General features: G+C 64.1%; 21 protein-coding genes and 1 pseudogene. 8 read left to right on the top strand and 14 right to left on the bottom strand.

Going from position 1 to position 25,793, the window contains the following annotated elements; translation table 11 throughout:
* Positions 1 to 41: 41 nt before the first annotated feature.
* The 3 genes from AC0L30_RS13345 to motA are packed head-to-tail and all read right to left on the bottom strand — an operon-like array spanning position 42 to position 2,171.
* On the bottom strand, positions 42 to 356 hold the full coding sequence (locus tag AC0L30_RS13345; RefSeq protein WP_219681289.1) for a hypothetical protein: 315 nt from the start codon (positions 354 to 356) through the stop codon (positions 42 to 44).
* The gene (locus AC0L30_RS13340) at positions 337 to 1,275 is read right to left on the bottom strand and encodes a flagellar motor switch protein FliM (RefSeq protein WP_007595903.1); all 939 of its coding nucleotides are present in this window, start codon (positions 1,273 to 1,275) and stop codon (positions 337 to 339) included. The genes AC0L30_RS13345 and AC0L30_RS13340 overlap by 20 nt, the downstream gene beginning before the upstream one ends.
* The gene (gene motA, locus AC0L30_RS13335) at positions 1,272 to 2,171 is read right to left on the bottom strand and encodes a flagellar motor stator protein MotA (RefSeq protein ID WP_007595905.1); all 900 of its coding nucleotides are present in this window, start codon (positions 2,169 to 2,171) and stop codon (positions 1,272 to 1,274) included. The genes AC0L30_RS13340 and motA overlap by 4 nt, the downstream gene beginning before the upstream one ends.
* A gap of 142 nt (positions 2,172 to 2,313) precedes the next feature.
* On the opposite strand from motA, the gene AC0L30_RS13330 reads away from it, so the two are divergent.
* The 4 genes from AC0L30_RS13330 to AC0L30_RS13315 all read left to right on the top strand — a co-directional run bounded on the left by AC0L30_RS13330 (position 2,314) and on the right by AC0L30_RS13315 (position 6,672).
* A complete protein-coding gene (locus tag AC0L30_RS13330) occupies positions 2,314 to 3,102 on the top strand; it encodes a DUF1217 domain-containing protein (RefSeq protein WP_473404444.1) in 789 nt (262 codons plus the stop codon).
* 3 nt (positions 3,103 to 3,105) lie between these two features.
* Positions 3,106 to 3,834: a flagellar basal-body rod protein FlgF gene (gene flgF, locus AC0L30_RS13325; RefSeq protein WP_007595915.1), complete on the top strand. Its 729-nt coding sequence runs from the start codon at positions 3,106 to 3,108 to the stop codon at positions 3,832 to 3,834.
* A gap of 36 nt (positions 3,835 to 3,870) precedes the next feature.
* Positions 3,871 to 5,196, top strand: a complete 1,326-nt coding sequence (gene fliI, locus AC0L30_RS13320; RefSeq protein ID WP_007595917.1) for a flagellar protein export ATPase FliI — start codon at positions 3,871 to 3,873, stop codon at positions 5,194 to 5,196.
* An 840-nt stretch (positions 5,197 to 6,036) separates the two neighbouring features.
* Positions 6,037 to 6,672, top strand: a complete 636-nt coding sequence (locus AC0L30_RS13315; RefSeq protein WP_007595918.1) for a MarR family winged helix-turn-helix transcriptional regulator — start codon at positions 6,037 to 6,039, stop codon at positions 6,670 to 6,672.
* Between the two features lie 1,203 nt (positions 6,673 to 7,875).
* Here the strand turns inward: AC0L30_RS13315 and AC0L30_RS13310 are convergent.
* A complete protein-coding gene (locus tag AC0L30_RS13310; RefSeq protein ID WP_007595920.1) occupies positions 7,876 to 9,459 on the bottom strand; it encodes a porin in 1,584 nt (527 codons plus the stop codon).
* A gap of 506 nt (positions 9,460 to 9,965) precedes the next feature.
* On the opposite strand from AC0L30_RS13310, the gene AC0L30_RS13305 reads away from it, so the two are divergent.
* Complete coding sequence (locus AC0L30_RS13305; RefSeq protein ID WP_007595922.1) at positions 9,966 to 10,445, top strand: MarR family winged helix-turn-helix transcriptional regulator; 480 nt, start codon at positions 9,966 to 9,968, stop codon at positions 10,443 to 10,445.
* A 77-nt stretch (positions 10,446 to 10,522) separates the two neighbouring features.
* On the opposite strand, the gene AC0L30_RS13300 is transcribed toward AC0L30_RS13305, so the two are convergent.
* A complete protein-coding gene (locus AC0L30_RS13300) occupies positions 10,523 to 11,605 on the bottom strand; it encodes an alpha/beta hydrolase family protein (RefSeq protein WP_473367709.1) in 1,083 nt (360 codons plus the stop codon).
* An 860-nt stretch (positions 11,606 to 12,465) separates the two neighbouring features.
* On the opposite strand from AC0L30_RS13300, the gene AC0L30_RS13295 reads away from it, so the two are divergent.
* The 3 genes and pseudogenes from AC0L30_RS13295 to AC0L30_RS13285 all read left to right on the top strand — a co-directional run bounded on the left by AC0L30_RS13295 (position 12,466) and on the right by AC0L30_RS13285 (position 16,488).
* Complete coding sequence (locus AC0L30_RS13295) at positions 12,466 to 13,530, top strand: ketopantoate reductase family protein (RefSeq protein ID WP_007595931.1); 1,065 nt, start codon at positions 12,466 to 12,468, stop codon at positions 13,528 to 13,530.
* Between the two features lie 526 nt (positions 13,531 to 14,056).
* Positions 14,057 to 14,874, top strand: a pseudogene (locus AC0L30_RS13290) (YkgJ family cysteine cluster protein).
* A gap of 102 nt (positions 14,875 to 14,976) precedes the next feature.
* Entirely contained in the window at positions 14,977 to 16,488 is a 1,512-nt protein-coding gene (locus AC0L30_RS13285; RefSeq protein WP_219681516.1) for an ATP-binding protein, read from the top strand.
* A 16-nt stretch (positions 16,489 to 16,504) separates the two neighbouring features.
* On the opposite strand, the gene AC0L30_RS13280 is transcribed toward AC0L30_RS13285, so the two are convergent.
* From AC0L30_RS13280 to AC0L30_RS13240, 9 genes are all read right to left on the bottom strand, one after another.
* Positions 16,505 to 17,536 carry a HoxN/HupN/NixA family nickel/cobalt transporter gene (locus AC0L30_RS13280; protein ID WP_354127290.1) on the bottom strand — a complete coding sequence of 344 codons (1,032 nt, stop codon included), beginning with the start codon at positions 17,534 to 17,536 and terminating at the stop codon, positions 16,505 to 16,507.
* 177 nt (positions 17,537 to 17,713) lie between these two features.
* Positions 17,714 to 18,454 (bottom strand): ABC transporter ATP-binding protein, encoded by a 741-nt coding sequence (locus tag AC0L30_RS13275; protein ID WP_473254730.1) that lies wholly within the window; start codon positions 18,452 to 18,454, stop codon positions 17,714 to 17,716.
* Complete coding sequence (locus tag AC0L30_RS13270; RefSeq protein WP_473404443.1) at positions 18,451 to 19,284, bottom strand: ABC transporter ATP-binding protein; 834 nt, start codon at positions 19,282 to 19,284, stop codon at positions 18,451 to 18,453. Before AC0L30_RS13270 ends, AC0L30_RS13275 begins: the two co-directional genes overlap by 4 nt.
* The gene (locus AC0L30_RS13265) at positions 19,284 to 21,107 is read right to left on the bottom strand and encodes an ABC transporter permease (protein ID WP_473404442.1); all 1,824 of its coding nucleotides are present in this window, start codon (positions 21,105 to 21,107) and stop codon (positions 19,284 to 19,286) included. The genes AC0L30_RS13270 and AC0L30_RS13265 overlap by 1 nt, the downstream gene beginning before the upstream one ends.
* Before the next feature lie 12 nt (positions 21,108 to 21,119).
* Positions 21,120 to 22,277, bottom strand: a complete 1,158-nt coding sequence (locus AC0L30_RS13260; RefSeq protein WP_473404441.1) for an ABC transporter substrate-binding protein — start codon at positions 22,275 to 22,277, stop codon at positions 21,120 to 21,122.
* Positions 22,278 to 22,337: 60 nt separating this feature from the next.
* Positions 22,338 to 22,922, bottom strand: a complete 585-nt coding sequence (locus AC0L30_RS13255) for an alkylhydroperoxidase domain protein (protein WP_473404440.1) — start codon at positions 22,920 to 22,922, stop codon at positions 22,338 to 22,340.
* Positions 22,923 to 22,935: 13 nt separating this feature from the next.
* The gene (locus AC0L30_RS13250; RefSeq protein WP_473254745.1) at positions 22,936 to 23,556 is read right to left on the bottom strand and encodes a CMD domain protein; all 621 of its coding nucleotides are present in this window, start codon (positions 23,554 to 23,556) and stop codon (positions 22,936 to 22,938) included.
* A gap of 49 nt (positions 23,557 to 23,605) precedes the next feature.
* Positions 23,606 to 24,637, bottom strand: coding sequence for a putative FMN-dependent luciferase-like monooxygenase (locus AC0L30_RS13245; protein WP_473254731.1), 1,032 nt, complete (start codon positions 24,635 to 24,637; stop codon positions 23,606 to 23,608).
* Positions 24,638 to 24,768: 131 nt separating this feature from the next.
* Positions 24,769 to 25,563: a MetQ/NlpA family ABC transporter substrate-binding protein gene (locus tag AC0L30_RS13240; protein ID WP_473254732.1), complete on the bottom strand. Its 795-nt coding sequence runs from the start codon at positions 25,561 to 25,563 to the stop codon at positions 24,769 to 24,771.
* Positions 25,564 to 25,793: the final 230 nt, after the last annotated feature.

Raw genomic sequence — 25,793 nt, 5'->3', positions numbered from 1 at the left:
GCCGCGACGTTCCGACCGTATTTATTCCGCCGGTTTCGGCTTCAATGCTTGTTCACGTCGGCGCCGCCCGCGGTCGCCGCGGATCCGAGCCCACTCCTCGCATCGAGCGCCGCGATCGCCTCGTGGGCCTGATCGATCTTCGTGCTCAGCACGTTGGCGAGCCGCCCGAGATTTGCGGTAGAATCATGCGCCGCGGTGATGACCGTGTCGAAGGTGCCCGCCGTCTCCTGGACGATCGTCGAGAACTCGCCCTGGTAGCTGCGCAGCCGCGCCAGCTCACGATGCATCCGGGTCACCCGCATGCTGGTGAAGGCGAGCGCGATCAGTAGCACGGCATCAACGAGATAGGATATCATCGACGAACTCCCGTTTCTGATCGACGGGATCTGCCACCTGCATGGCGTAATAGCCATCAAGCTGGCCGATCTGACACCAGAACAGCACCTGGTTGTTGCTCTCGAGCCGGGCCAGCGTGCGCGGCGTGGCTTCGAGCTCGAGCACCTGCCCGACCTGGAACTTCACGACGTCGCCGAGCGAAATCATCTTCTCGTCCAGCACGGCACTCAGCGTCACCTCGGTGCGGTGAACCTCGGTCTCCATCTGCTCGCGCCAGCGCGGATCGGCCGCGCGGCCGTCGCTGACGACGACGGTCGCAAGCTTCTGCCTGAGCGGGTTGAGCGCGGAGTGCGGAATGATGAGGAACATCTGACCGCCGCGGTAGAGCGCCTGCAGCATGATGTTCGCGCAGATCGACATGTTGCCGCTGCGCCCGATCGCCAGCGACGCCATGGCGGTCTCGACCCGCTCGACGCGGAAGGTGACGTTGGAGGTGCCGGCGAAAGCGGATTGCAGCGCCTTGGCGAACCGCTCGAACAGCGCCTGGACCAGGCGGATCTCGATGTTCGAGAAGCTGCGCTCGACGTCGAGCGGCGGTTCGGCGCCATCGGAGCCGAACATCGCCTCGACCATCGTGAACACGAAGTCGCGGTCGAGCATGATGATGATGCGGGAGTCCCACTGCTCGGCATATAGCACGGCCGCAACCGCGTTGGCCTCGTAGTCCTTGACGATGTCGCCGACACGGTCGTTGGTGATGCCGTTGACCGAGAAATAGCATGGCGTTCCAGCCATCGGCTGCAGGCTGTCCGTGCACGATGCCGCCATGCGATCGAAGATCACATTGAGCATCGGCATGCGCTCGATCGAGATGCCGGCGGCGTCCAGCAGATAGTTCGGCAGCGGCTTGCGCTGATCGACGTCGAGGGCTTCCATCATGATGCGCGCGCAGCCTTCGGTTCAACCTCGGTCACGACCGGCTTGGGCCCCGCGATCGTCTCGTTCTCGACGACGTCGATCGAGGGCCGCTCGGGGCTCGCGATCATCTTGCGGCCGTGCTCGACGGCGATCTGCGGCATGGCGCCGTTCATGAACGCCAGCAGCGTCTGCTTGACGATGATGTAGGGCCGGCAACGCTTTTCGCGCGTCATCTTCACCTTCATCGCGAAGGGCGAAATGATGCCGTAGGACAGGAAAATGCCGGCGAAAGTGCCGACGAGGGCGGCGCCGATGAAGCCGCCCAGCAGCTTCGGCGACTGGTCGAGTGCGCCCATGGCCTTGATGACGCCGAGCACCGCGGCGACGATGCCGAGCGCAGGCAGAGCTTCCGAGACCACCACCAGCGCGTGATAGGGCGCCAGCTTGCTCTTCACGATGGTGTGGATCTCCTCGTCCATCAGCGCTTCGATCTCGTGCGTTCGCGCATTACCCATGATGATGAGACGGACGTAATCGCAGATAAACTGGAGCAGCGACGGATCTCCGAGCACGCTCGGGAACGCCTTGAAGATCTCGGAGGACGCGGGATCGTCGATATGCGCCTCGACCTCGTTGCGGCCCTTGCCCCGCAGCTCCCGCATCAGCGCGTGCAGCGCGCCGAGCAGATCGAGATAGTAGCGCTGGCCGGGCACCGCCCCCGTCACTGCCTGCACGCAGGCAAGCCCGGTATCCGCGACCGTCTTCCAGGGATTGGCCATGATGAAGGTGCCGGCCGCGGTGCCCATGATGATCACGAACTCCCACGGCTGCATGAGCACGCCCAGATGCCCGCCCATGGCGGCGAATCCGCCCAGCAGTGCCGCTACCGTGATGACGATCCCCACGAAACTGCCCAACGCGCCGCTCCATCACCGATCCCATCGGGAATATCTAGTCGGCGAGCCTTGCGCGAGGCTGGCTTCCCCCTCGCCAGCCTCGCGCAAGCGATTCACGGCAGCTTGGGACGACGTCGCGAGAGCGGCCAGAGGGGCGCGGGTCATGCTATCCACCATCGCGGACTACACCAGACTGACCAAGGACATGGGCAAGTCGCTGACACAGGTCGCGACGCAGCCGGATGTCAGCCGCGATACCGATTACTTCCTCAGCCACATCGGCAACGTGAAGACCATCGACGACTTCCTGAAGGACTATCGCCTCTATTCCTACGCGATGAAGGCATATGGCCTCAGCGACATGACCTACGCCAAGGCGTTCATGCGCAAGGTGCTGACCGAGGGTATCGCCGATAACAAGACCTTCGCCAACAAGCTGACCGACACCCGCTACCGGCAATTCGCCGCCGCGTTCAATTTCGCCGCCCTTGGCGACAAGGCGACACAAACCGCCGCGGCCACGGCCGGCACGGCGACCCAATACGTCACGCAGACGATGGAGGAGAAGGCCGGCGACCAGAACGAGGGCCTGCGGCTGGCGCTCTATTTCACGCGCAAGGCCTCCACGATCACCAATTCCTACCAGATCCTCGCGGACAAGGCGATGACGCAGGTGGTCCAGACGGCGCTCGGCCTGCCGTCGACGATCAGTTCGGCTGATATCGATGCCCAGGCCAAGATGATCACGAGCAAGATCAAGCTCACCGATTTCCAGGACCCGGCCAAGGTCACCAAATTCGTGCAGCGCTTCGCGGCGATGTGGGATGCGACCCAGGCCCAGAGCGACACCTCGACCAACCCGGCGCTGGTCCTGATCGGCGGCGCCGCACCGTTGATCAGCATGGATAGCAACGTGCTCACGACACTTCAGAACATCAAGTTCAACAGGTAAGTCATGCAATCGGCCCTCTATGTAGGATTGTCGGCGCAGGTCGCCCTCGAAAAGCGCCTCCAGACGATCGCCAACAACGTCGCCAACGTCAACACGGCGGCGTTCCGCACCGACGTGGTGAAGTTCGAGACGGTGCTGTCCAAGGCGGGCGCGAACCCGGTCGCCTTTTCCTCGCCCGGCGACAACATCATCTCGCGCGAGATGGGCAGCATCACCGAGAGCGGCAACCCGCTCGACGTCGCCGTGGTCGGACAGGGCTGGATCGCCTTCGCCGGTCCGAACGGCACGGTCTATACGCGCGACGGCCGCCTCCAGATCGCCGCCAACGGCGACCTTCAGACCGTGTCCGGCTTCCCGGTCATCGATTCCGGCGGCGCGCAGATCACCCTCGATCCGAACGGCGGACCGGTCTCGATCGCGCGCAGCGGCGCGATCACCCAGGACAACAACGAAATCGGCACCATCGGCCTGTTCAACATTCCCGCCGACGCCAATCTCGACCGCTACGGCAATTCGGGCGTCACGCCCAACCGGCCTGCGACAGCCATCGCCGACTTCTCCCGCGACGGCTTCAAGCAGGGCTATGTCGAGGGCTCCGGCGCCAATCCGATGATGGAATTGACGAAGCTGATCGCGGCCTCGCGCGCCTTCGACGGCACCAATTCGATGATCGAGGGCACCGAGAGCTCGCTCCAGAACGCAATCCGGACGCTGGGCGAACCCGGCAAATAGACTGCGCTCCGCGCGCAATGAGGTTGGACGGTTTCCTTGAACGCTCTTCGGCAACTTGAGTGGGCGCTGCTGGAGCTTCAGCAGAGCACTCCCCTGGCAAGCGTCAGCGGCGCGATCTCCGAGATCGCGTCGACACATTTCCGCGTCTCCGGCCTGTCGCGCTTCGTCAGGCTCGGCGAACTGATCGGCGTCAACTCCGGCGGCAAGCCCCAGATCGGCGAGGTGGTGCGGATCGACAGCGAAGGCATCATCGCCAAGCCGTTCGACCGGCAGTTCGCCGGCGGCCTCGGCTCGGTCGCCTACCGGATGCCCCCACTGTCCTTCGCGCCAGATCCGAGCTGGAAGGGCCGCGTCATCAACGCGCTCGGAGCGCCGCTGGACGGACAGGGCCCTCTCACCCCCGGGTCGCGTCCGGTCTCGGCCGAGGCGGAGGCGCCTTCGGCCATGAAGCGCGCGCGGGTCCACAAGCCGCTGCGCACCGGCGTACGCGTCATCGACCTGTTCGCCCCGATCTGCGCCGGCCAGCGCGTCGGCATCTTTGCCGGTTCCGGCGTCGGTAAATCGACGCTACTTGCGATGCTCGCCCGCAGTCAGGGCTTCGACACCGTCGTGCTGGCGCTGGTCGGCGAGCGCGGCCGCGAGGTGCGCGAGTTCATCGAGGACGTGCTGGGCGCCGATCGTCACCGCGCCGTCACGATCGTGTCGACGGGAGACGAGAGCCCGATGATGCGACGACTGGCGCCGAAGACGGCCATGGCGGTCGCCGAATATTTCCGCGACCGCGGCGAATCGGTCCTGCTCATGGTCGATTCGATCACCCGCTTCGCCCACGCAGCCCGTGAAGTTGCGCTCGCCGCCGGCGAGCCCGCGGTCGCACGCGGCTACGCACCCACCGTCTTCACCGATCTGCCGCGCCTTCTGGAGCGCGCCGGCCCCGGCGAGGAGGGGTCCGGGACGATCACCGGGATTTTCTCCGTGCTGGTGGACGGCGACGATCACAACGAGCCGATCGCCGATACCATCCGCAGCACACTCGATGGACACATCGTGCTCTCCAGGCACATCGCCGACCAGGCGCGCTACCCGGCGGTGGACGTTCTGGGTTCGGTCTCCCGCCTCGCCCATAACGTCTGGGATCCCGAAGAGCGCGAATTGGTGAGCAAGCTGCGCGCCATGATCGCCAAATACGAGGACACGCGCGACCTTCGCCTGATGGGCGGATACCAAACGGGACGTGATTCGGGGCTCGATCAGGCGGTCGACATGGTTCCGAGAATCTACGGCGCGATGAGGCAGGACGCCTCGGCTGCGCCAAGCGCCGATCCGTTTCGCGAACTGCGGGATATGCTCAAGGGCGACTAGCAAGTCTCAACTTGGGTCGGCCGCGAGGCGCCCGCGATCGCACCTTGCGCGTTGTTTTCGACAGGCGATTGTGCATGCCGCCACGCTTACAGCGCATGCGCCTGCGCGACCGTCTCCGGTTTCGGCCGTGATCTTCTCCACCGTTCGGGTGAGGCAGCCGCGCCGAATGCGACTCCATCCTCCGGCCCGGACAACCGCCGCGTGTACTTCCTGTGAGTTCCCTCGGACAATTCTTGGCAGAACGCACAAGTTGTGGATGACATGCCGACGCACATCGTCGTCGTGCACAAGCTTCGATCAACTTGCATCAACGACTGCCAACAATGGGCCGTGCAATAAAACTGTCGCATAGTCGCGTGCATGTTGCTGGTGGGACAGCGTATTGCGTTCACCATCATGTGTCCCCGAAGCGCGAGATTGTCTTGAACGTTACATTCGCCTGCGACGACATCCTGTCTCCGAGAGGGTCTCTACTTGATTTTGTTGAGAAGCTCATTCATCGTTTCGTCGAAGATAAGAAACGTCTGCGTGTGACTTGAACCTTAGGGGCTTCGGTTGAACTACTCCGATCCATCGTCTGCTGGCGACGGCTACTCGGGCTCCCGTGCGACGACGCCGCGAATGGCATACCATCAGCAACACCGCTTCCCGCGCCATAGCTTGCAATGCCCATCGGTCCGGGTCGGGCCCCGGGCAGTCCGTGCCTTCATGCGAGAGAAGAGCACGGTGCATGTATCGGACATTGCCGGTGCTGCAGCTTCTCGCGAACGGCTGGTGCGCAACGATCGAAGGCGGCTCCGGGGCGCCGCAAACGTTTTTCCCGGGGCAAGGTAGGAATTCATGCCATTGGCAAGAGAAGCCGTGGAGCTGCTGGTTCAGGCGGCGAGGGCTTGGTATTTCGAAGGCAATCAGCATGGGTTGCGCGATCGAGAATGGATGGCGCTGCGCTTCCTCGGCCGCGCCAACAGGTTTTCGCGCACGCCGTCCGCGCTGGCCGGCTTCATCGGCGCCACCAGGGCCACTGCATCGCAGATCGTGAAGACGCTGGAGGGCAAATCCTTCCTGGTGCGAAAGCCGTCGCACGAAGACAAGCGTTCTGTCGTGCTGCACGTCACTGCGCAGGGCGAGAAGTGCCTGAGCCAGCACGATCCGATCAATCACGTGCTGAACGCGGTCACCGCGCTCGGACCCGACGAGTGCGTCAGGCTGCGCGATTCGCTGCGCGAGATCCTCAATCACCTCGACGCGGCGCATCAGCGGCTCGATGCCAGCATCTGCCGAGACTGCATGTTTCTCGCCGAACGCGGGCCGGGTACCGGCAAGGGACGCGCAACGGCCGAATTCATGTGCCGGCTGTATCGCGCGCCGGTTTCGCTGGAGGAGACCGAACTGCTCTGCACCAGTTTCGAGCGCACCCGCGACCGTCCCAAGATCGAGGAGCACCTCGACCGCGCGCGCGTCGCGAACCAAGGGTAAGGCACGCGTTATTTCCGCGCGCGGATTCTGCGCTACTTGCGGAAGATTGCGCAGCGTTGGCGAGAACGAAATGTGGCGCACACTCCGTCAAACCGTCATTGCGAGCGCAGCGACGTGTCCGCCGAAGCTTTAGCGAAGGCGGAAGCAATCCAGAATCCCTCCGCGGCGGCCGACTGGATTGCTTCGCTGCGCTCGCAATGACGGCGTATGAGACGACGGCTTCGTCCTCCCAGCACCACTGTCATTCCCACGAAAGCGGGGAATCCAGTGCGCCGCGGCTTCTCGGTTCAGTCATAAACTGTCTCGGAATACTGATCGCCCGGTCAAGCCGGGCGATGACAGGGAGTGTGTAGCCGCAGACACGGCTTCGCGTCCTCGCGGCGTGTTTCGCCCGAGCTTTGCCTGGTAGCTCCACCCTCTTTTCCAAGAGGGCGCAGGGAAGGCCGGGTGCCGGCTGGCACCCGCGGTCCGCTGCGCGAAAATGTAGCGCAAGGAAACCGCACAGCAGCATACAGGTGTAGCCAATCACTCGGCCTTCCCTGCGCGATGGTTGGACGGCTTATGCCGTGCTCTCCCGGGAGCCGAGTTCTCTTTGGCCTCCCTCGCCTTCGCGAAATTCACCGGCACCGCGCCGGTTGACGCAGATGCCGCATTCGCCAGGGCTTGACCGTAGCAACGACGGCCAGGACCACACGGTTTTGCCGTACGCACGGCCCGCCATTTCGCCGCAGTTTTTCCAGCCCTGTCGACGGAGCCGGAAACTTACAGACGAGACGAAGCCTAGCAGCGCCGCTCGTCGGAACGAAGCCTTGGGCTCACGGAGAGCAATCCGCCCTGCCCTTGGCCACTCGCACCCGAACGCTGCCGCGTCCACCGCAAGCCCGGCTCGCGAACGTGACGACCACAAGATCGCCCCTCAAGGATGAGCCGGGATGAGCGACACATACGCCAAAACCGAATTTCGGTAAAGTGGAATATTTTTGCGGCCAACGATTGACAGAGGAGCGACACAGGCGCGGTCCCGTAGCCCGGATGGAGCGCAAGCGTAATCCGGGAAGGTGCCAGACACCGCGCGAGCGGCCCCGGATCGCACTTGCGCTCCATCCGGGCACCGGGGCTTCGCCGTCCTACATCATCTGCTTTGCGCAAAAAAAACACCCGGCGGTTTCCCGCCGGGTGTTCGTTCATGTGTTTCGACAGATCTTACCAGTTGCGCTGAGCGCGGAGGATCATGGCGATCGAGTCCTGGTCCTTCAGTTCGTAAACCGCGGCCGGCTTAGCGGTAATAACGTTCGGGACGAGGCCAACCGTACCGGAGTACTTCTGGTCGAGGTGGGTCCAGGAGACGTCAGCCGAGAACGTCAGGTTCTTGACCGGGGTCCAGCGGGTGACGACACCGAGCTGGCCGATGGCGAAGTCCGGGTTACAACCCGTCACACCGGCCAGGCCGCCGAACACGCCGCCAGCACCGCCGGCGCCGCAGAGGGTGGTCTTGGCCAGCGTGCCGAACTGGGCCTGTGCGTAGGCACCGTACAGCGAGGAGTTCCAGTATGGATCCCAGTTGTGGGTGTAAGCGCCGCGGAAACCCCAGGTCTTGACGGTTTCCTGCGAACTGCCGGTCACGAACACCGTATCGGGAGCGCTGGCGAAGCCGATGCTGCCGTAAGAGCCAGCAATGCCCGAATTGCCGTACAGCGCGTAGCTGCTGCCCGACAGATTCTGGAAGTTGTAGCGGGTCGCACCGTCGGTGTAGACGCCCTGGATGTTGATCGTGTCACCCGCGCCGGTCGGGATGTTCTTGATCGACAGAGCGAGCTGAACCGCCCAACCCCATTTGTCGTCGGGGTGGCCGGTCGGCTCGGTCGCGCCGTAATAACCGACGTGGTTGTCATGCGCAGCCACCGACGCCTGGAACAGGCCCCAGGCCTGGTCGACACGGACCGTACCAACAAGGTTCGGCGAACGAGTGCCGCCGATCGCGTTGGTGCCGTACGAGCCGCCGATCATGCCGCCCGCGGTCGCGCCGGTCATGTTGACGTTTCCGGCCTGATAGTAGGCCGAGACGTCTTCAGCCGAGAACGACGCCGTGATGCCCTGACCGAAGTCGGCGGTGTAGGTGAACTGGTTGACACCAGTGACCGTGCCGCTGCCGCCGACGAGGTTGTCGGTGATGTTGCCGGGATAGTTGGTCCAGGGCGCGTCGAACTGCGACACGGCCTTACCCATGGTGAAGCCGGCGAACTGAATGAAGGCGTAGTACACGCCGAGTGCGCCACCCGAGGTGTTGCCGTCGGTGCCGTTGACCGAGCCGCTACCATTCGAACCAACGAGGCCGGTGCCGGCAGCGTTGAGACCGAGCGTACCGCTGTACTGGGTTGCGCCCGTTGCCGACCCGGTCGGGGTATAGTTGCCGCTCGTCCAGGTGAAGACGCCGTCGAAGAAGGTGCGGACCACGCCGTATTCGGTCGCTGTGCGGGTGTCGATGTTGAGGTCTTCACGAGCGCGGAAGGTGTAGTAGTTCATCAGGCGGTTGCGAGCACCGGCAGTGCCGCCCTGGTTCGGATTGAAGTCCGAGTTGGTGTTGAAGTTCGCGTCAGCGCGCACGTAGCCGCCGAGCTTGATGCAGGTGTCGGTGCCCGGGATGTAGTAGAAGCCGGCGCCGTACAGCGAACAGATCTTCACGTATTCGACCGCCTTGGCCTTCACGGGAAGATCGGCTGCGAACGCCCCGGAGGCGGCCATCAGGCCGGCAGCCGAGCCGAGAAAGAGTGTCTTCGTCAACTTCATTAGTAAACCTCCAGGTCGGTTCAGGGGGCTCGGGTCCTCGATGGACGCCGCTTTACCCTCTCAATTTCGATCAATTCAGATCCGCACGAAGGTCCGGACTGAAACGACAGCGAGGTGCCCCCCCTCCGTCGTGGCTTCACATATAGTTTATAAAAACAACTGCCTCAATTTATTGATTTGATGAATCGACAGTTCCGGCCGGGATGTGGCTTAAGAGCAACAGCGGCGGCTTTGGTAGCGAAGATTCCATATAACCAAACAAGAAAAGCCCTCAGGGGGCATCCCGAGGGCTTCTTGGAGGTCTCGCATCGCTGTCCATCGAGCGGGTCAAGAGCAGCGAAATAGAGTACGATAGTCGATAATAAAATTAATTGTTCTTTGCAAGCAATAATTTGTCCTGTGATTTCAGCTGCGCGGTATCTCCCTGTCGTCGGCGCGCGATTTTCGAGACGCTTCCAAGATATCCCATTAAAGATGGCTCATAGAACAAATGGGGAGGGAGCCACATGATCGAGAAGAAACTCGACAGGGCGATTACGGACTTTATCTGGAACGTCGTTGAAATTCATTCCCAGCTGGAGGACATCCACACCAGCTGGGCCGGACTGCTGGGCATTACCGAGCCGCAGTGGCTGATCCTGATGGCAATCACTGAACTGGACCAGGGGCGAGGTGTCGCCGGAATCGACATCGCAAACAAGCTGCGGGTCCACCCGGCCTTCGTGACCAACCAGACCAAGGCCCTCGAAAAGGGCGGCTTCCTATCGCGACGGCCGGCAGCAGACGACGCACGCTACGTCCTGATGTCGCTCACCGCAAAGGCGACCTCGGAGATCGAAAAGCTGTCCAAGAGAAAGCTCGCCTTGAACTCGACCATGTTCAACGAGCTCGACGAGAAGACCTTGGCCGATCTGAATGCCGCGCTCGCAACGATTGCGAAGAATGCCCGGTTGGCCGCACGGTTGCTGGCCATCGACGCCTCCTGACCCCCTGACCTCAGACGCGGAACGTGCGCCTCGATCAATCCCCAATCTCTTCTCGCCTTCCCAATCTCTTGCGCGGCTCAGAGGTAGGTCACAGAGCCCAGCTGGGGGGCAATTCCGAGTTTGCTGTCGAGCCATTCGAAAATGAAATCGTCCACCGCGATGAAATTCTCGACCTCGCCCAGGGGGTGCGGAATGCAGTTCGGCACGACGGTCGCGCAATCGGCTCCGGCCTGCCGATAGCCGGCTTGCAGTTCGAGAGCATCCTCCTCCCAAACCATTGAGCGGCTCCCGACGACCATCAGAAGTGGGCAAGGGATCCGACGCGACGGCGGCAACGAACCCGTTGAGGTCCCGTCACGGACCGTCTGCTCGACGCCGATCATCCAGCGCAGCGATGCCCGGCGCATGACCGGCGTCGCAATGCCGCCGTCGCCCACGACGGCAGCCATCCTGCGATCCAGGAGGGCAAGACGGGATGCGTGACTGGCGGCCGCCCCCTCGCCGTAGACCGCGATCTGCTGCGAATCGACGTCCGGACGCGCTTCCAGGTAATCCAGCCAGCATTGCAGAATATGCGCCGGCTTGAAGGGGCTGCGACCGGATGAATTGCCGGTATCAACGAGCAGGAGTGACATGTTCCGTCGCCCGGAGGCCGGCAACAGCCTGCTCATCATCGAGCCCAGGGTGATGTCCTCGTCGCTGACACAGATAACCGCGGGTGCGAAAGACCGATCGGGGAACGCCGGCAGAAAGTAGCCCGCAAGCGAGCCTTGATCAAAGCAGTCGATCTCCACGCGCTCGATCGCCGAACCGGCGTCCTCCTCGAAGCCCCTCAGGCTGAGTCCGACCTTGTCTACGAGGTCGGTACTCCCGGGATCTCCGGGCCAAGACAGGTTCCTCGCGACTTCAAGGGCCGTCAGCGAGCACAGCCACGCTTCCCGCGCGATCTGAGCTGAACCGGCTGCGCGCACCGATTCGGCGAAGATCCGGTACTCGCCTGAGATCCTCAACCAGTCCGAAATCCACCGATGCCTGTGCGCCTCGCGCACGAGTTCGGTGACGGACAAGCTTTCGAAAAAATCGGACGCGCGTTTCCGCAAGCACGCCAGGCTTCGACCGGCGCCGTCGCACGTGCCGTGAGGCCAATGATCATGTTCCATGACAGTCCCCGAACGGCGCGTCGGCGGTTGCTTGGACTCGGCGCAGCGCTGTCAGCGCAACGCCCTGCATGTCTGCTCGATGCGATATCACGCGTGCGTGATCGCGCTTGCGTCTGCCGTCCCGATGATCGTTCCGCTTTCCCTTCGCGGGCGGGGGCACTGGACCAGACGGACTACAGTCCGAACGAACCGGTCGCAAAGCAAGTCTCACGCCGACTCCAACTCAATCGTCACGTCTCAGCTCCGTTGCTGATACACAGTTTAGGCCCCGCACCACTCTGCCATTTTTTGCTATTCCGCGTTTGCAGTTTTTTGTTGCGGTGGACGACTAAAATTGGAGCTCATTTAACGAGGGAGAAGGCATCGCCTGTGTCGGCTTCCATCATGAATTCCTGATGACGCCGATCCGCCGTGCCACCAATCACGCCAGCGACAAAAGATGCGGCGGGTTGCCGCCTGATCGATGCCGACGCCCTTCGCCACGGGACTTTCCCGCGGTCGACGTCGCAGGAAAACCCGCGCGACGAAATCCTCGATGCCGCTCATCCGCACCCGGCGCGCGAGACGTGACGAGGTATGATCGCGTTCTGGGCGAGCCCGGCGATTGAGGCGTGCAACATTTCTTACTTCGGTAAGCCAGTTATTTGAGCAACTCATGGACATCCAGAACCCGTCGCCGGTGAGGCGCCGTCGCGCTTTCGGCGTCAAGCAACACGCCGGGCCGCCTGCTGAGCCTTCCGTGCCTTGTATCCATTATCCCAGTTGCCATCCCCACGCACTTTGCCTTACATGCCGGCCAAACTCGCCCGCGGATGACGGCCGGGGCTCAAAAATCGCACAAATTGTCAAAGGGACGAGACATGGCGCGTAACATCCTGATTCTCGGGGCTTCCTACGGCTCCCTGCTGGGCACGAAGCTGCTGATGGCGGGGCACAACGTGACCCTGGTCTGCCGCGCCAAGACCGCGGAGTTGATCAACCGCGAGGGTACCGAGGTGCGCATCAAGTTGCGCGACGAGGCGGTTCACCGCGCCATCTTCTCGCGCGACCTGCCCGGCAAGCTCGACGCCGTGACGCCGGCCAATGTGGACTTGTCCCGTTACGACATGGTCGGCCTTGCGATGCAGGAGCCGCAATACACCAACCACACGGTGCGCGTTCTCATGGTCAGGATCGCCGCGGCGAAGCTGCCGTGCCTGTCGATCATGAACATGCCGCCGCTGCCCTATCTGAAGCGGATCCCCTCGCTCGCAGACATGGATCTCGAGGAGGCCTACACCAATGCGCAGGTGTGGGAGCGCTTCGAGCCCGGGCTGGTGACCCTGTGCTCGCCCGACCCGCAGGCATTCCGTCCGCCGGAAGAGGCTGCGAACGTGCTTCACGTCGGTCTGCCCACGAATTTCAAGGCATCCGTGTTCGCCGACGAGAAGCACAACAAGGTGCTGCGCGAGCTCGAAGCCGACATCGACGCGGTGACCCTGGACGGCCACGACGTGCCGGTGAAGCTGAAGGTATTCGATTCTCTGTTCGTGCCGCTGGCGAAATGGTCGATGCTGCTGACCGGCAACTACCGCTGCATCACGCCGCACGAGCCGCAGTCGATCCGCGACGCTGTGCACGGCGATCTCGCGCGCTCGCAGACGATCTACGAGCATGTCGACGCCATCGCTCGGCGTCTCGGCGCCGATCCGCAGGACCAGGTACCGTTCGCGAAATACGCCAAGGCTGCCGAGAGCCTGCTGAAGCCGTCATCGGCCGCACGCGCGGTGGCTGGCGGCGCGCCCTTCATCGAGCGCGTCGACCTGCTGGTCAAGCTGATCTCGCATCAGCTCGGCGCGCCCAATGCAGAGATCGACCGCACTGTCGAGACCGTGGACCTGAAGCTCAACGAGAAGATCGTGCAGGGCGGATCGGGCGCGCTGTAACGGGCGCTTCCATTCGCGATCGGACGCGTCGGCGCTTACGCTCCCAAGACACCGGGGCTGAGCGTCGCGCCTGGGGCTGCCACCATGCTCTCACGCAAATGATCGCGCGCGGCACTGTTCCTGGTGTGACGCAAACTCAACAGGAGTGATCGCGAGTCATCGATCACGCGGTCGTGTCGCTTTCAGTTCCCTCCTGTTTTCACCGCAAATATCACGCCTGAATGACACAGAGCCCATGTGGCTCGTCATTTCTAGACGTGGCGCAGCGTGAAAATGCGGCATTTCCGCTCGAACTGAACCAAAGCGCACAATCCTTGTCCGCCGCGCGCTCGAACGAGGTCGCACGCTTCGGACGAGATCCTTCATTTGCGCAAACGCCGCATGCGCGCGCGCCAGGCTCGCCGTCTTGTCTGGCGGATGTGCCTGAGTAACATAGCTTTGCAAGACAGTCTTTACGGCTTTTCCAGACACGGTTTGCAGTCCCCGCGTTCGGATCCAGACAAGAAAAATCGAAGAAAAAGAAGCAATGGACCAGGCGATGCTGAGCGTCGTCCGCGCAGTAGAGGCAGGCGCGACGACGATGAAGGGCGTGATCGACGCCACCGGACTGTCCCGTCTCAAAATCGAACGTGCGTTGAACGCGCTGGAGAAGCAGAAGCTGCTGGTCCGCGACGGCCAGGGTTTTCGCGGAACCGGCCCGACCAGGACAGCCCAGCCTGCCCGACAATGCGGCTCGTGCAATGCCTGCTGCGACATCCTCGAAGTCGCCGCCGTCGACAAGCCGGTGAACCAGCTGTGCAAGCATTGGCAGACGGGCACGGGTTGCACCATCTAGGAGCGCCGTCCCCAGATGTGCCGTTCATTCGTCTGCGCCTGGCTGCAAGGCCATCTCGACGACCACTGGTTTCCCGCGAAGTCGGGCATCATCGTGCCTTTCAGCCAGGACGCCGTCAACGTCACCGTCGATGATCCTTGCCCTGATCGCTGGCGCGAGGAGCCCTATTTCAGCAAGCTCGCCGAGTGGTCGCTGAACGGCATCAAGCGAATCGGAAATCGCGGCTACGCGACGCTCGTCGTCTCCGGCGCCGACCGGTTCCTGCTGCTCGGGCGCACCGTCGTTCCCGAGCCAACGCTGTTCGGCACCGCGTTCATGCCGCTCACCGCCGACACATTTCGATTCTGGCGGGCGACATCCCCGGAGCATCTGCAGCGGCTGCACGAGCGTATCGCCGAGATCGAGCGGATCAGGCAGGAATTCGGCTCCTGCGCCATTCCTTCCGATGAGGACGACGATCCGCAAGCGCCTATCGGCCCGCACTTCTACGGCAATCGAATCACGCCTGAACTCCGCCGTGGGCAACAACGCATGATTTCCGCCATGGTGCTCGACGCGCCGCGACCGGGTTGTTAAGTCCCTGTCCGCGAATGATAGGACTTGAGTCGGGCATGACGGTTGCAATCGAGATGGGGCAGACCACGGCGGGCGCTGTGGCCGCCATGGACCTCGAGGAACTGCTGGCGACCCGCCTCCTGGTGCAGGGCAATTCGGGCTCCGGCAAATCGCATCTGCTGCGACGGTTGCTGGAGCAGAGCGCACCCTGGGTGCAGCAGGCCATCATCGATCCCGAAGGCGATTTCGTCTCGCTGGCGGAGCATTTCGGCCATCTCGTGATCGAGGCCGAGGATCACACCGAACGCGGCCTTCAGGTTGCCGGCGAGCGCGCACGGCTGCATCGCGTCTCCACCGTGCTCAATCTCGAAGGGCTCGACGCCGAAAACCAGATGCGCCGCGCCGCGGCCTTCCTCGGCGGGCTGTTCGACGTGGACCGCGACCATTGGTATCCGATGCTGGTGGTCGTCGACGAGGCGCAGCTGTTTGCGCCTGCGGTCGCGGGCGAAGTCTCGGACGAAGCGCGAAAGCTTTCGCTCGGCGCGATGACCAATCTGATGTGCCGCGGCCGCAAGCGCGGGCTCGCCGGGATCATCGCGACCCAGCGGCTGGCAAAGCTCGCCAAGAACGTCGCGGCGGAAGCGTCCAACTTCCTGATGGGCCGCACCTTCCTCGACATCGACATGGCGCGCGCCGCCGACCTGCTCGGCATGGAGCGGCGGCAGGCCGAATCGTTTCGCGATCTCGAACGCGGACAATTCATGGCGCTCGGCCCCGCGCTGTCGCGACGGCCCCTGCGTTTGAATATCGGCACGACCGAAACCCAGCCGCGCAATTCCACGCCGCGGCTGATGCCGATGCCCGAAGCCGCACTCGAAAACATGCGCGCCGTGATCCTGGCCGCGCCGCCCCCCGATGCCAGCCGGCCGCAGCGCCGGCCCGCGCCCGATCTGCTCGAGCAGCTCCGCGCCGCGAAGGCTGCGGCACCGGAGATCGGGCCCGAAATGATCGAGGTTCCGGTCAGCGCCGAGGAGCTCGCCGAACGGCGCGAGCGCGTGGATCGGACCCTTCGTGCCGTGCTCGCCGCGCCCGACGCCGGTTTCCGCGCGGTCGGCGTGCTGTACCAGGAGTTCGTGGTCCGCTGCCGCATCGAGGGCCTCGGCTCGGCGGTGCCCGACCTCACCGAATTCCGCCGCATGCTGACGCGCGCACGCGCCGGGCTCGGCGCCGAGCATGCCGAGGACGACGCCTGGCAGGATGTGTCGCTCCGCGCCTCGATCCTTCCCGACGACATGCAGGGCGTGTTCATGATGATCGCGCGCGCGGCGAAAGAAGGCTGGCCGTGTCCCGGCGACGCCGCCATCGCCCGTGCCTACGGCTCGCACTCCCTGCGCCGGGCGCAGCGCCTGCTCGGCTACATGGAAGAGCAGGGTCTGATCGTCTGCCAGCTCGACGGCGCCGGCCGCCGGATCGTGACGCTGGTAGAACTGGCCTGGGCCACCGCGCCGGGCGATCCCAATGCTGATGATTTACCCGCGGAGCAGGCTCCGAGCGCGGCTTCGGCTTGAGCCAGCGGATTGTCGATCAGGCCGCTTCGGTGACATCGGCGCCGATCAGCGCATCGGCCGCGCGCCGCCGCTCAACTGCAAACATGCGCCGATAGAGCACGACTGAGACGAGCCAGGCGACCGCGAACAGCGCGACCACGGCGAAGCCGACATTGGCGAGCGAGTCGTTGAGCGCGTCGACCAGTGCCCACGCGCCGCCGGACAGGCCGAGCCGGTCCGCGATCAGCCCGAGCGCCTCGATTCCCCCGATCAACAGCGCCACCGCCACGGAAGCTCCTGTGATCGTGAGGTTGTACCAGAGCTTTCGCAGCGGATCGACGAAGGCCCAGCGATAGGCGCTCACCATCAGCGCGGAGTCGGCGGTATCGACCAGCGCCATGCCCGACGCGAACAGCGCGGGGAAAACGAGAACATCGGCAAACGAAGCACCGCGCGCGGCTTCGCCGGCGGAGATGCTGAGCAGGCCGATTTCGGTTGCGGTGTCGAAGCCGAGCCCGAACAGGAAGCCGAGCGGATACATGTGCCAGGGTTTCGTCACCAGGCGGAACATCGGGCCGAGCAGCCGCGCCAGGAGACCGCGACTGGCGAGCAGGGCGTCGAGGCCCTCGGCGTCGTGAATGCCCTGCTCCCGTGCGGTGCGAAACGTCCGCCACAGGCCGGCGAAGATGACGAGATTGATGGCCGCGATCACCAGCAGGAACAGCGCCGAGACCGACGTGCCGATGAAGCCGCCGATCTCCTTGAGCAGGCTGTCGCCACCCAGGGTCACGACGCCGAGCGCGAGCAGCATGGTCGCGACCACGACGATCGTGGAATGGCCGAGCGCGAAATACAGACCGACGCTACGTGGCGTGCCGCCTGCCTGCATCTGCTTGCGCACGACATTGTCGATGGCCGCGATATGGTCGGCATCGACGGCGTGGCGCAGGCCGAACACCCAGGCGAGCAGCGCGGTCGCCATCACCGTCGGCCGGTCACCGAACGCCGCGAAGGCCCAGGCCCACGCCCCGATGTTGGCCGCGATCAACCCGCCGAACAGCAGCACCATCCCGGGCTCGACCGCCCGCAAAGATAATCTCGTCACGTCAATCATTCGGTCCACTGCGCACGCCCATCGCACGAGCGGTATGATCTTTTCATAAGGTGGTCATACTGGCCAGACTCGACTTCCACCCGATGATCGCATATGCGGATTTGCGGGAGGGAGGAGACGACAGCGGACCCCTTACGCGGCCTCGGAGCCGCCGAGATAGGCATCGCGGATGCGGGGATCGTCCTTCAGCGCGCGGGCGGAGCCGGAGAGAACGATCTTGCCGGTCTGGAGCACATAGGCCTCGTGCGCGATCTCGAGCGCGAGGCTGGCGTTCTGCTCGACCATGAAGACCGAGACGCCCTCCTGGTTGATGGTGCGGATCAGCTCCAGCACGCGGTCCACGTAAAGCGGCGACAGGCCCATGGTCGGCTCGTCCATCACGATCATCCTGGGACGGCTCATCAGCGCGCGCGCCATCGCGACCATCTGCTGCTCGCCGCCCGAGAGCGAGCCGGCGCGCTGCGACAGCCGCTGGCCGAGCTTCGGGAACAGCGTGAGCATCTTGTCGAGATCCTGCGCGATCGCCTCGCGGTCGTTGCGCACGAACGCACCCATCAGGATGTTCTCGCGCACGCTCATGTCGGCGAACAGCCGTCGCGCCTCCGGCACCGAGGCGATGCCGCGGCGGACGATCTGCGGCGTGGTAAGTCCGAGCAGCGAGGCACCGTCGAAAGTCACCTCGCCCGAGCGCGGCTTCACCAGGCCCAAAATGATCTTCATCGTGGTCGATTTGCCGCTGGCATTGCCGCCGAGCAGGCAGACGATGTGGCCGCGCGGAACTGATATCGACAGGTCGAAATGCACCTGGGCCTGACCGTAGAAGGTGTTGACGTCGGTGAGCGTCAGCAGCGCATCGGAAGGCGGGTTCGTCATGCCGCGCTCTCCTGCTTCGTCGTCAGGCCGTGGCCGAGATAGGCCTCGATCACCTTGGGATCGCCGCGCACCTGTTCACCCGGGCCTTCCGCGATTTTCTTGCCCTCGTCCATGACGATGACGCGATCGGAGAGGCGCATCACCATTTCGAGCTTGTGCTCGATCAGCAAGATCGTCAGCCCTTCGGCTTTCAGCTCGGCGACGAGCCCCTGCATCTCCGTGGTTTCGGTTGGATTCATGCCGGCGGTCGGCTCGTCGAGCAGCAGCAGGCGCGGCCTCAAGGCGAGCGCACGGGCGATCTCGACGCGGCGGCGGTTGGCGTAAGAGAGACTGTAGGCGGGCTGGTCGATGCGCGGCAGCAGCCGCTCGCCGAAGCGCGCGAGAATGACCTTCACCTCCTCGCGCAGCCGCTCCTCCTCGGCCTTGACGCTGGCGGGGCGCAGCAGCGCCAGACCCAGTTCCAGCAGCGGGCCGATCAGCGGCACGGCCGGCTTGACGGCACGCAGCCGCGTATGGGCGCCGATCAAGACGTTGTCCATGACGCTGAGATTGCCAAACACGCGACCGAGCTGGAACGTGCGCGCGATACCTTCGGCGGCCAGCCGCTCCGGCGAGAGACCCGTGATGTCCTGACCTTCGAAGCGAACCGTCCCGGCGTCCGGCAGGTCAAGCCCGGTCACCAGATTGAACAGCGTCGTCTTGCCGGCCCCGTTCGGGCCGATGATGCTGATCAGTTCGCCTTTGGCGAGATCGAGATCGATGGCGTCGACGGCGGTGAGGCCGCCGAAACGCCGCGTCAGACCGCGCAGGAACAGCATGGTCGTGCTCATCACATCGTCCCCAACAGGCCCTGCGGCCTGAACCGCACCAGCAGCAGCAGCACGATGCCGTAGATCAGGATGCGATACTCCGCCGCAATGCGGAACACTTCCGGCAGGCCGACCAGCGCGACCGCCCCGAGAATCGCTCCGACGACATTGCCGAGGCCGCCGAGGATCACCACAGTCAGCGCCAGGATGGATTGCTGGGTGTTGAAGGTCTCGTGGTTGATGTAGGAATAGAGGTGCGCGGCGATGCCGCCGCTGACGCCGGCGGCAAAGCCGCCGAAGATGAAGGCGAGCGATTTGTAGCGATTCAGGCTGAGCCCATAGGCGCGCGCGGCGATGTCGTCGTCGCGGATGGCGCGAAAGCTGCGGCCGAGATGCGAGCCGAGCAGGCGTCCCTGCAGCAGCGCCAGCACGACCATCACGATGAAGCTGAACCAGTAGATCGAAATCGGGCTGACCAGCTCATAGCCAAACAGAGGCAGCGGCGGAATGCCGGAGATGCCGATCGGCCCGCGCGTGACGCTCTCCCAGTTCAGGATCACCAGCGAGACGATCTCGCCGATCGCGAGCGTCGCGATCGACACATAATGTCCGCGCAGCCGGAACGACGGCGAGATCAGCGCAGTGCCGAGCGCAGCACTCATCAAGCCGCCGCCGATGATGGCAAGGCCGACCGGGATGCCGAACGTGAGCGACAGCAGCGCGGAGGTGTAGGCGCCGATCGCGAGCAGCGCGGCGTGTCCCAGCGAGACCTGACCAATCGTGCCTGCAACCAGGGTGAGGCTCAGCGCGAGCATGCCGAGCAGCCAGGCGTTGATCAGGGTCTGGAGCACGTAGAACGACACAGGCAACAGCGGCAGGATCGCGAAGACGGCGGTCGCGATCAGCAGAGCCCAGCGCGGAATGCGCACCGGGCGGCTCGGCGCGATGAAAGTGCCGGTGAGCGGCTCGGGCGGCGCCTGCCGTGCGCTTGCGAATAGGCCGTTCGGCCGCAGCACGAGCACCACCACCAGCAGAAGGAACGCGAACAGATTGCGGTAGCTGGTGCCGAACACGGCGACGCCGTAGCTCTCGACCAGTCCGAGCAGCAGGCTGCCGATCACCGCGCCCGGCACGTTGCCGGCGCCGCCGACGACTTCGGCGACGACGCCCTTGAGCGTCGCCTGCAGGCTCATCGCGGTGTCGATCTGGTTGTAGTACATGCCGACCAGCAGGCCGGAGACGCCCCCGAGCGCAGCCGCAATGCCGAACACCGCCTGATTGACGCGATTGACGTCGACGCCCATCTGCATCGCGGCGTCGCGATCCTGGGCCGTGGCGCGGATGGCCCAGCCAAGCTTGCTGTAGCGCAGGAACACGAACAGCAGCAGCGCGCTGGTGATGCCGACGCCAGCGATGAGCAGATCGAGCGGTCCGATCGTGCCGCCGCCGATCTGGAAGCGGACATCCGGCAACTGGCTCGGCAGCGCGCGCGGATTGGGCGAGAAAGTCAGCATCACGAGCTGATCGAGCACGAAGCTGATGCCGATGGTCGCCAGTAGCGGTGCGATGCGCACCGAGTTCTGCAGCGGACGCAAGCCGAACCGCTCGATGATCAGGCCCACCAGTGCCGCCGCCGCCGCGACCACGATGATGGTGAGCGGCAACGGCGTATGCAGCTGCACCACCGCGACCCAGCCGATATAGGCGCCGACGAGGTAGATCGAGCCTTGCGCAAAGTTGATCAACCGGCTGACGCCGAAGATCAGCGCGAGCCCGACCGCAACGAGGGCGTAGACGTTACCGACGATCAGCCCGTTGATCGTGTAGTCGAGCCAGGAAGACACGCAGAAATCCCCTCAGGTCGGCTTGCCGTCCCAGAGGGCGAACTGGCCCTTGCGCACGACGAGCTCGGCGTTCATGGCGCCCTTGACGCGCCGGCTCTCGACGTCGAACGTCGCTTTGCCGAAGATCACGCTCGATACGTCCTTCACTTTCGTGAAGGCGTCGCGGATCGCGCGCCGGTCGGCGCCGCCGATCCTCACCACGGCGGCGGCCATGTTCATCGCGTCATAGGAGTAGGCATTGAACGCGTCGGGCTCCTGTCCGTTGTACTTCTTCTTGAAGCCCGCGATGAACGTCTGCACCTCGGGGCGCGGATCTTCCGGGAAGTAGCGCGTGCCGACATGGACGTCCTCGACAGCCTCGCCGCCGAGCTCCAGGAATTTCGGCGAGTAGACCGAACTCGCGGCGCAGATCACCTGCTTCAGCCCGACCTGCCGTGCCTGGCGCGCGATCAGCGCACCGTCGGAATAATAGGAGATCAGGATCAGCCCGTCCGGATTGGCGTCGCGGACGCGCACCAGCGTGGAGCGGAAGTCGCGCTCCTCCGCAATGTAGCCTTCGGTGACGGCGATTTCGGCGCCGTGTTCTTTCGCGGCCTTGACGAAATAGTCGCGGCTGGTGCGGCCCCAATCGGTGTTGAGGTGCAGCACGGCGAGCTTCTTCAGGCCGAGACGTTTCACGGCATAAGCCGCCAGCAGCGGCTGCTCGTCGGCCTGGCTGACCGAGGTGCTCCACATGAAGTCGCCGCCCTTGGTGAAATCGGGATGCGAATTTGTGAATCCGAACTGCACCAGCCCTCCGCGCTGATAGATTGGCGAGGCCGCCATCGAGGCGGGACTGGAGAAATCGCCGAGCTCCATGACAATCCTGGGATCGGAGACGAACTTCTGGGCGATCGCCACCGACTGGCGCGGGTCGCTCTGGCTGTCTTCGAAGCTGTAGGCGAGCTTGCGGCCGTTGATGCCGCCTGCTGCTTGGATCTCGTCGAGCGCGAGATCAAAGCCCTGCTTCCACTGCGTGCCATATTGTGCATTCGGGCCGGTCAACGGACCGCTGACGCCCAGCAAAATCGGTTCGGACGATTGAGCAAGCGCGGCGCGCGAGAAGGCCGCTCCCGCCATCATGGCGGCAAGCGAGCCCTTGACCAGGGTACGACGATCGATGTTGCTCATGGACGGCTCCATCCTGTCAGGTGTTGAAACAACCAGCAATTTCCATGCCGGTGAGGTTGGCTATTTCGAGGGCTCGCCGAGCGACAGCATCAGCCGGTTCGCCCAGTTGAAGAACGACGCGCCGTTGATGACGTCGACGATCTCGGCATCGTCGAGACCGGCGCAGCGCAGCTCATCGATATTGTCGGGGCCGAACGCGATCGGCGTCGCAGCCAGCGCCACCGAGGCCTTGACGACCGCATTCCAGCGCTCGCCGAGATCGGCGCAGACGCCCTCCTCGAGCAGCCGCTGCACATCGTCGCGGCGCTTGGAATAAGTGCTGGCGAAACGCGCATGCACGGAGGCGCAGTAGATGCAGCCGTTGTAGCGCGAGGTCGCAGCCGCTGCGAGCTCGCGCTCGGCGCGCGGCAGGCCGTCGGCAACGTTGTAGAAGATGTCCTTGTCAGTCTTGGTGCGGGCTTCCAGCACCTCGGGATCGCGCACCAGCAGTCGAAAATATTCGGACTTGGAACGGGAGCGATCGACGAGGCCGGCGAAATGCCGCTCGGTCAGCTCGGCTTCGGGCAGCGGATCGATCCACGACACCCAGCCGAGTTCATCCTGGGTGAAGACGACGGGCGGATTGACGTTGTTTGCAGCGCTCATGATCGCGATCTCCTTAGGCGCCGGCCGCAGCGTTTGCGCTGCCAAGCGAGGCGCCGAGCACGCGCAGTCCGGTGACGACGCGCACCTGGAACGACAGGAACGCAACGAGCTGAGAGAACGTGACGATTCCGGTGTTCGACCAGCCGGCGGCGAGCAGCGCCTTCATGTCGGCCACGGCCGCATCGCGCGGGCGGAACACCAGCAGATGCGCATGCTCGAATGCCGCAATGAGCCGGGCGCCGAGCTCGGGCTTGCGCTCGGCGCTGACGCGGTAGGCCAAGCCGGCCTTGTTCTCGACCGACAGCGGCCCGGCCGGAAAGGCGCCGTAAGGGCCCGAAGTCTCGCCCCGCGCGATTTCAGCCTCGATTGCCTCAATCAGGCGCGCACCGGCGATCGCAGTTAACTTCGCCCGATAGAAGGCAGCTACAGTCGGCTCGCGGTGAAGACCGATCACGAAGAACGCGACTGCCGCCCGCTCGACAAGCGAGACATCACCGGCATCGATCGGCTCGAACAAAGAGAGATAGCTCTTCTGCGCGTTGTCGCGCGCCTGCAGGCGGCGCGCGCGAATGGCGTCGAGGGACGAACCCGGTTCGATCCCGGCGAGCGTGTCGATGATATCTTTCGTAGCCATCATTCAGCCTCTTGCACCTGGTGCAACGCGATTCCGTTCATTCCGACTATCACGCCAGCGCCACATCCGCCGCCGTCCGCGCCCAGCCCAGCGCCGGCGCGACCTTCTCCGCGACCAGCTCGATCGAGCGCAGGATATGGGGATGCGGGGCATCGACCGAATGCGCCTGAAAGACGAGATCGGTCACCCGCTCCAGCGTGGCGTCGCTGCGGAGCGAGGCGATCACGTCGTCGGCCGCCCCGACATGGGTGTCGAACGCCGCGATCATTTCCTCGAGCGTCTCGCCCGGCTTGGCGTGGCCGCCCTTGAGGAATTGCGGCAGCGCGCGCCGCAGCCCGATATCGGCAAGGCGCATCGCCTCAGCGCGGTCGTCGGCGACGAAGACGGTGCGCGAAGCCATAATGCGGGGTTCGCGTCCCGGCGGCAGTGCTTCGAGGTAGGCATCGATGACCGGATTTTGAATCTCGGCCAGCGTTGCCTTCGGCGCCTCCTTGGTTCGAGGTTGGGTGCGCGACAACAACAGGCCGTCGCCCGCCTTGCCGGCACGCGCGCCGCCCGCGACAGAGAACGTCGCCTGCCAGATCCGGTTGTCCAATTGCGGCCGCTGCGGATAGAGCGTGTCGCCACCGTCGAGCGGCTTGCCCGTCAGCGCCGTGCGGACGATTTCCAGATTGCGCGCAAAAATCTCGTTGCGCTGGGCGCTGTCGAGGCCGAAGGCGGCAAAGGCCGAGGGATTGCCGCCGGTGCCGACACCGAGCTCGAAGCGACCGTTGCAGAGCAGATCGAGCACCGCGGCGTCCTCCGCCACCCTCACCGCATTCTCCAGCGGCAAGGTGACGATGCCGGTGCCGAGCCGGATGCGCGAGGTTTGGGCTGCGACGTAGCCGAGAAAGGTGAAGGGGGACGGCAGACCGCCCTCGCGCTCGTGGAAATGGTGCTGCGCGATCCACGCGGAATCGAGGCCCGCCTTCTCGGCGCGCACGATCTGCTCGGCCGCGAAGCGATATCGATCGGCGGGCGGGGCCTCGTCGAGAAGCCGTGTGAAAAACCCCAGGCGTTTCAGGTTTGCTAAGCGTTTCATACGACCCCTGTCGGACGAGGATAGGCCCCGATGATGTCGGTTGCCGCAGCTCCAGACAAGCGGGCATTGCGCAGGGCTCGTACGCTGCCCGCCGGGATCGCCCTGAGCTGAACTTTGGCTGGGCAGACTGCCTACCAGCTCGGCAGTACCGCGCCCTTGAACTTGGTCAGGACGAACTCCTTCACCTCCGCCGTGTGATAGCTGTCTACCAGCACCTTGACCCAGGGCTTGTCCTTGTCGGCCGTGCGAACGGCGATGAGATTGACGTAGGGACCCTTCGGGTCCTCGCGCAGGATCGGATCCTTGACGGGATCGAGGCCCGCCTGGGTTGCATAATTGGTGTTGATCGCGGCGGCGTCGACGTCGTCGAGCGCGCGCGGCGCCTGCGCCGCGTCGACCTCGATGAACTTCAGCTTCTTTGGATTCTCGGCGATATCAAGCACCGTCGGCTTGAAGCCCGTGCCGTCCTTCAGCTTGATCACGCCCTTGTCGCGCAGCAGCAGCAGCACGCGGCCGCCATTAGTCGGATCGTTCGGGATCGAGACCTTGCCGCCCTCGGGGATGTCGGCGAATGCCTTGTGCTTCTTGGAATAGACACCGATCGGGAAATTCACGGTCAAGCCGACGGCTTCGATCTTGTAGCCACGGTCCGCCTTCTGGTTGTCCAGGTAAGGCTGGTTCTGGAACGAATTGGCCTGGATCTCGCCGGCATCGAGCGCGGCATTCGGCACGACGTAGTCGGAGAATTCGATGAGCTGGATGTCGAGACCGTGCTGGGCGGCGATCGGCTTCACGGCCTCGAAAATCTGGGCGTGCGGCCCCGGCGTCACGCCGATCTTGATGGTCTCGGCCGAGGCGCCCGCCGACCATACGACGAGGACGGCAGAAAGGATCAGGGGGAGGCGAAACGACATCTTGGTCTCCATGATCTTGGTCTCCATGACTCAGCGGCAACGACTGGAACCGTATTCGCTTCTCTATGTGGCGAAATCAATGAAATGGAAATCCATATTGGATGCCGGCAGCGGCAGACACCTTCTCAATTCGATACCAATCGGGAAACGAATTCACAGAGATTAGGAATGCTCTGCGCAATCGTGACGGGCATCACGGCGCAACAACAGCCGGGGAGCGAAATGGCGGCGAGATAGCAGCA

Source organism: Bradyrhizobium sp. MI1.11 (genome assembly GCF_055811255.1).
Note: the sequence above shows the minus strand (reverse complement) of the source record. Positions and strands in the feature narration are given on the sequence as shown.

Coding starts and splice junctions, on each gene's coding strand:
- AC0L30_RS13315 (WP_007595918.1), top strand. CDS start 6,037: ATGCCATTGGCAAGAGAAGCCGTGGAGCTGCTGGTTCAGGCGGCGAGG.
- AC0L30_RS13345 (WP_219681289.1), bottom strand. CDS start 356: ATGATATCCTATCTCGTTGATGCCGTGCTACTGATCGCGCTCGCCTTC.
- AC0L30_RS13260 (WP_473404441.1), bottom strand. CDS start 22,277: ATGAGCAACATCGATCGTCGTACCCTGGTCAAGGGCTCGCTTGCCGCC.
- AC0L30_RS13340 (WP_007595903.1), bottom strand. CDS start 1,275: ATGATGGAAGCCCTCGACGTCGATCAGCGCAAGCCGCTGCCGAACTAT.
- AC0L30_RS13295 (WP_007595931.1), top strand. CDS start 12,466: ATGGCGCGTAACATCCTGATTCTCGGGGCTTCCTACGGCTCCCTGCTG.
- AC0L30_RS13250 (WP_473254745.1), bottom strand. CDS start 23,556: ATGGCTACGAAAGATATCATCGACACGCTCGCCGGGATCGAACCGGGT.
- AC0L30_RS13310 (WP_007595920.1), bottom strand. CDS start 9,459: ATGAAGTTGACGAAGACACTCTTTCTCGGCTCGGCTGCCGGCCTGATG.
- AC0L30_RS13285 (WP_219681516.1), top strand. CDS start 14,977: ATGACGGTTGCAATCGAGATGGGGCAGACCACGGCGGGCGCTGTGGCC.
- flgF (WP_007595915.1), top strand. CDS start 3,106: ATGCAATCGGCCCTCTATGTAGGATTGTCGGCGCAGGTCGCCCTCGAA.
- AC0L30_RS13330 (WP_473404444.1), top strand. CDS start 2,314: ATGCTATCCACCATCGCGGACTACACCAGACTGACCAAGGACATGGGC.
- AC0L30_RS13240 (WP_473254732.1), bottom strand. CDS start 25,563: ATGGAGACCAAGATGTCGTTTCGCCTCCCCCTGATCCTTTCTGCCGTC.
- AC0L30_RS13275 (WP_473254730.1), bottom strand. CDS start 18,454: ATGACGAACCCGCCTTCCGATGCGCTGCTGACGCTCACCGACGTCAAC.
- AC0L30_RS13280 (WP_354127290.1), bottom strand. CDS start 17,536: ATGGTGCTGCTGTTCGGCGGGTTGATCGCGGCCAACATCGGGGCGTGG.
- AC0L30_RS13255 (WP_473404440.1), bottom strand. CDS start 22,922: ATGAGCGCTGCAAACAACGTCAATCCGCCCGTCGTCTTCACCCAGGAT.
- AC0L30_RS13270 (WP_473404443.1), bottom strand. CDS start 19,284: ATGAGCACGACCATGCTGTTCCTGCGCGGTCTGACGCGGCGTTTCGGC.
- AC0L30_RS13300 (WP_473367709.1), bottom strand. CDS start 11,605: ATGGAACATGATCATTGGCCTCACGGCACGTGCGACGGCGCCGGTCGA.
- AC0L30_RS13305 (WP_007595922.1), top strand. CDS start 9,966: ATGATCGAGAAGAAACTCGACAGGGCGATTACGGACTTTATCTGGAAC.
- AC0L30_RS13245 (WP_473254731.1), bottom strand. CDS start 24,637: ATGAAACGCTTAGCAAACCTGAAACGCCTGGGGTTTTTCACACGGCTT.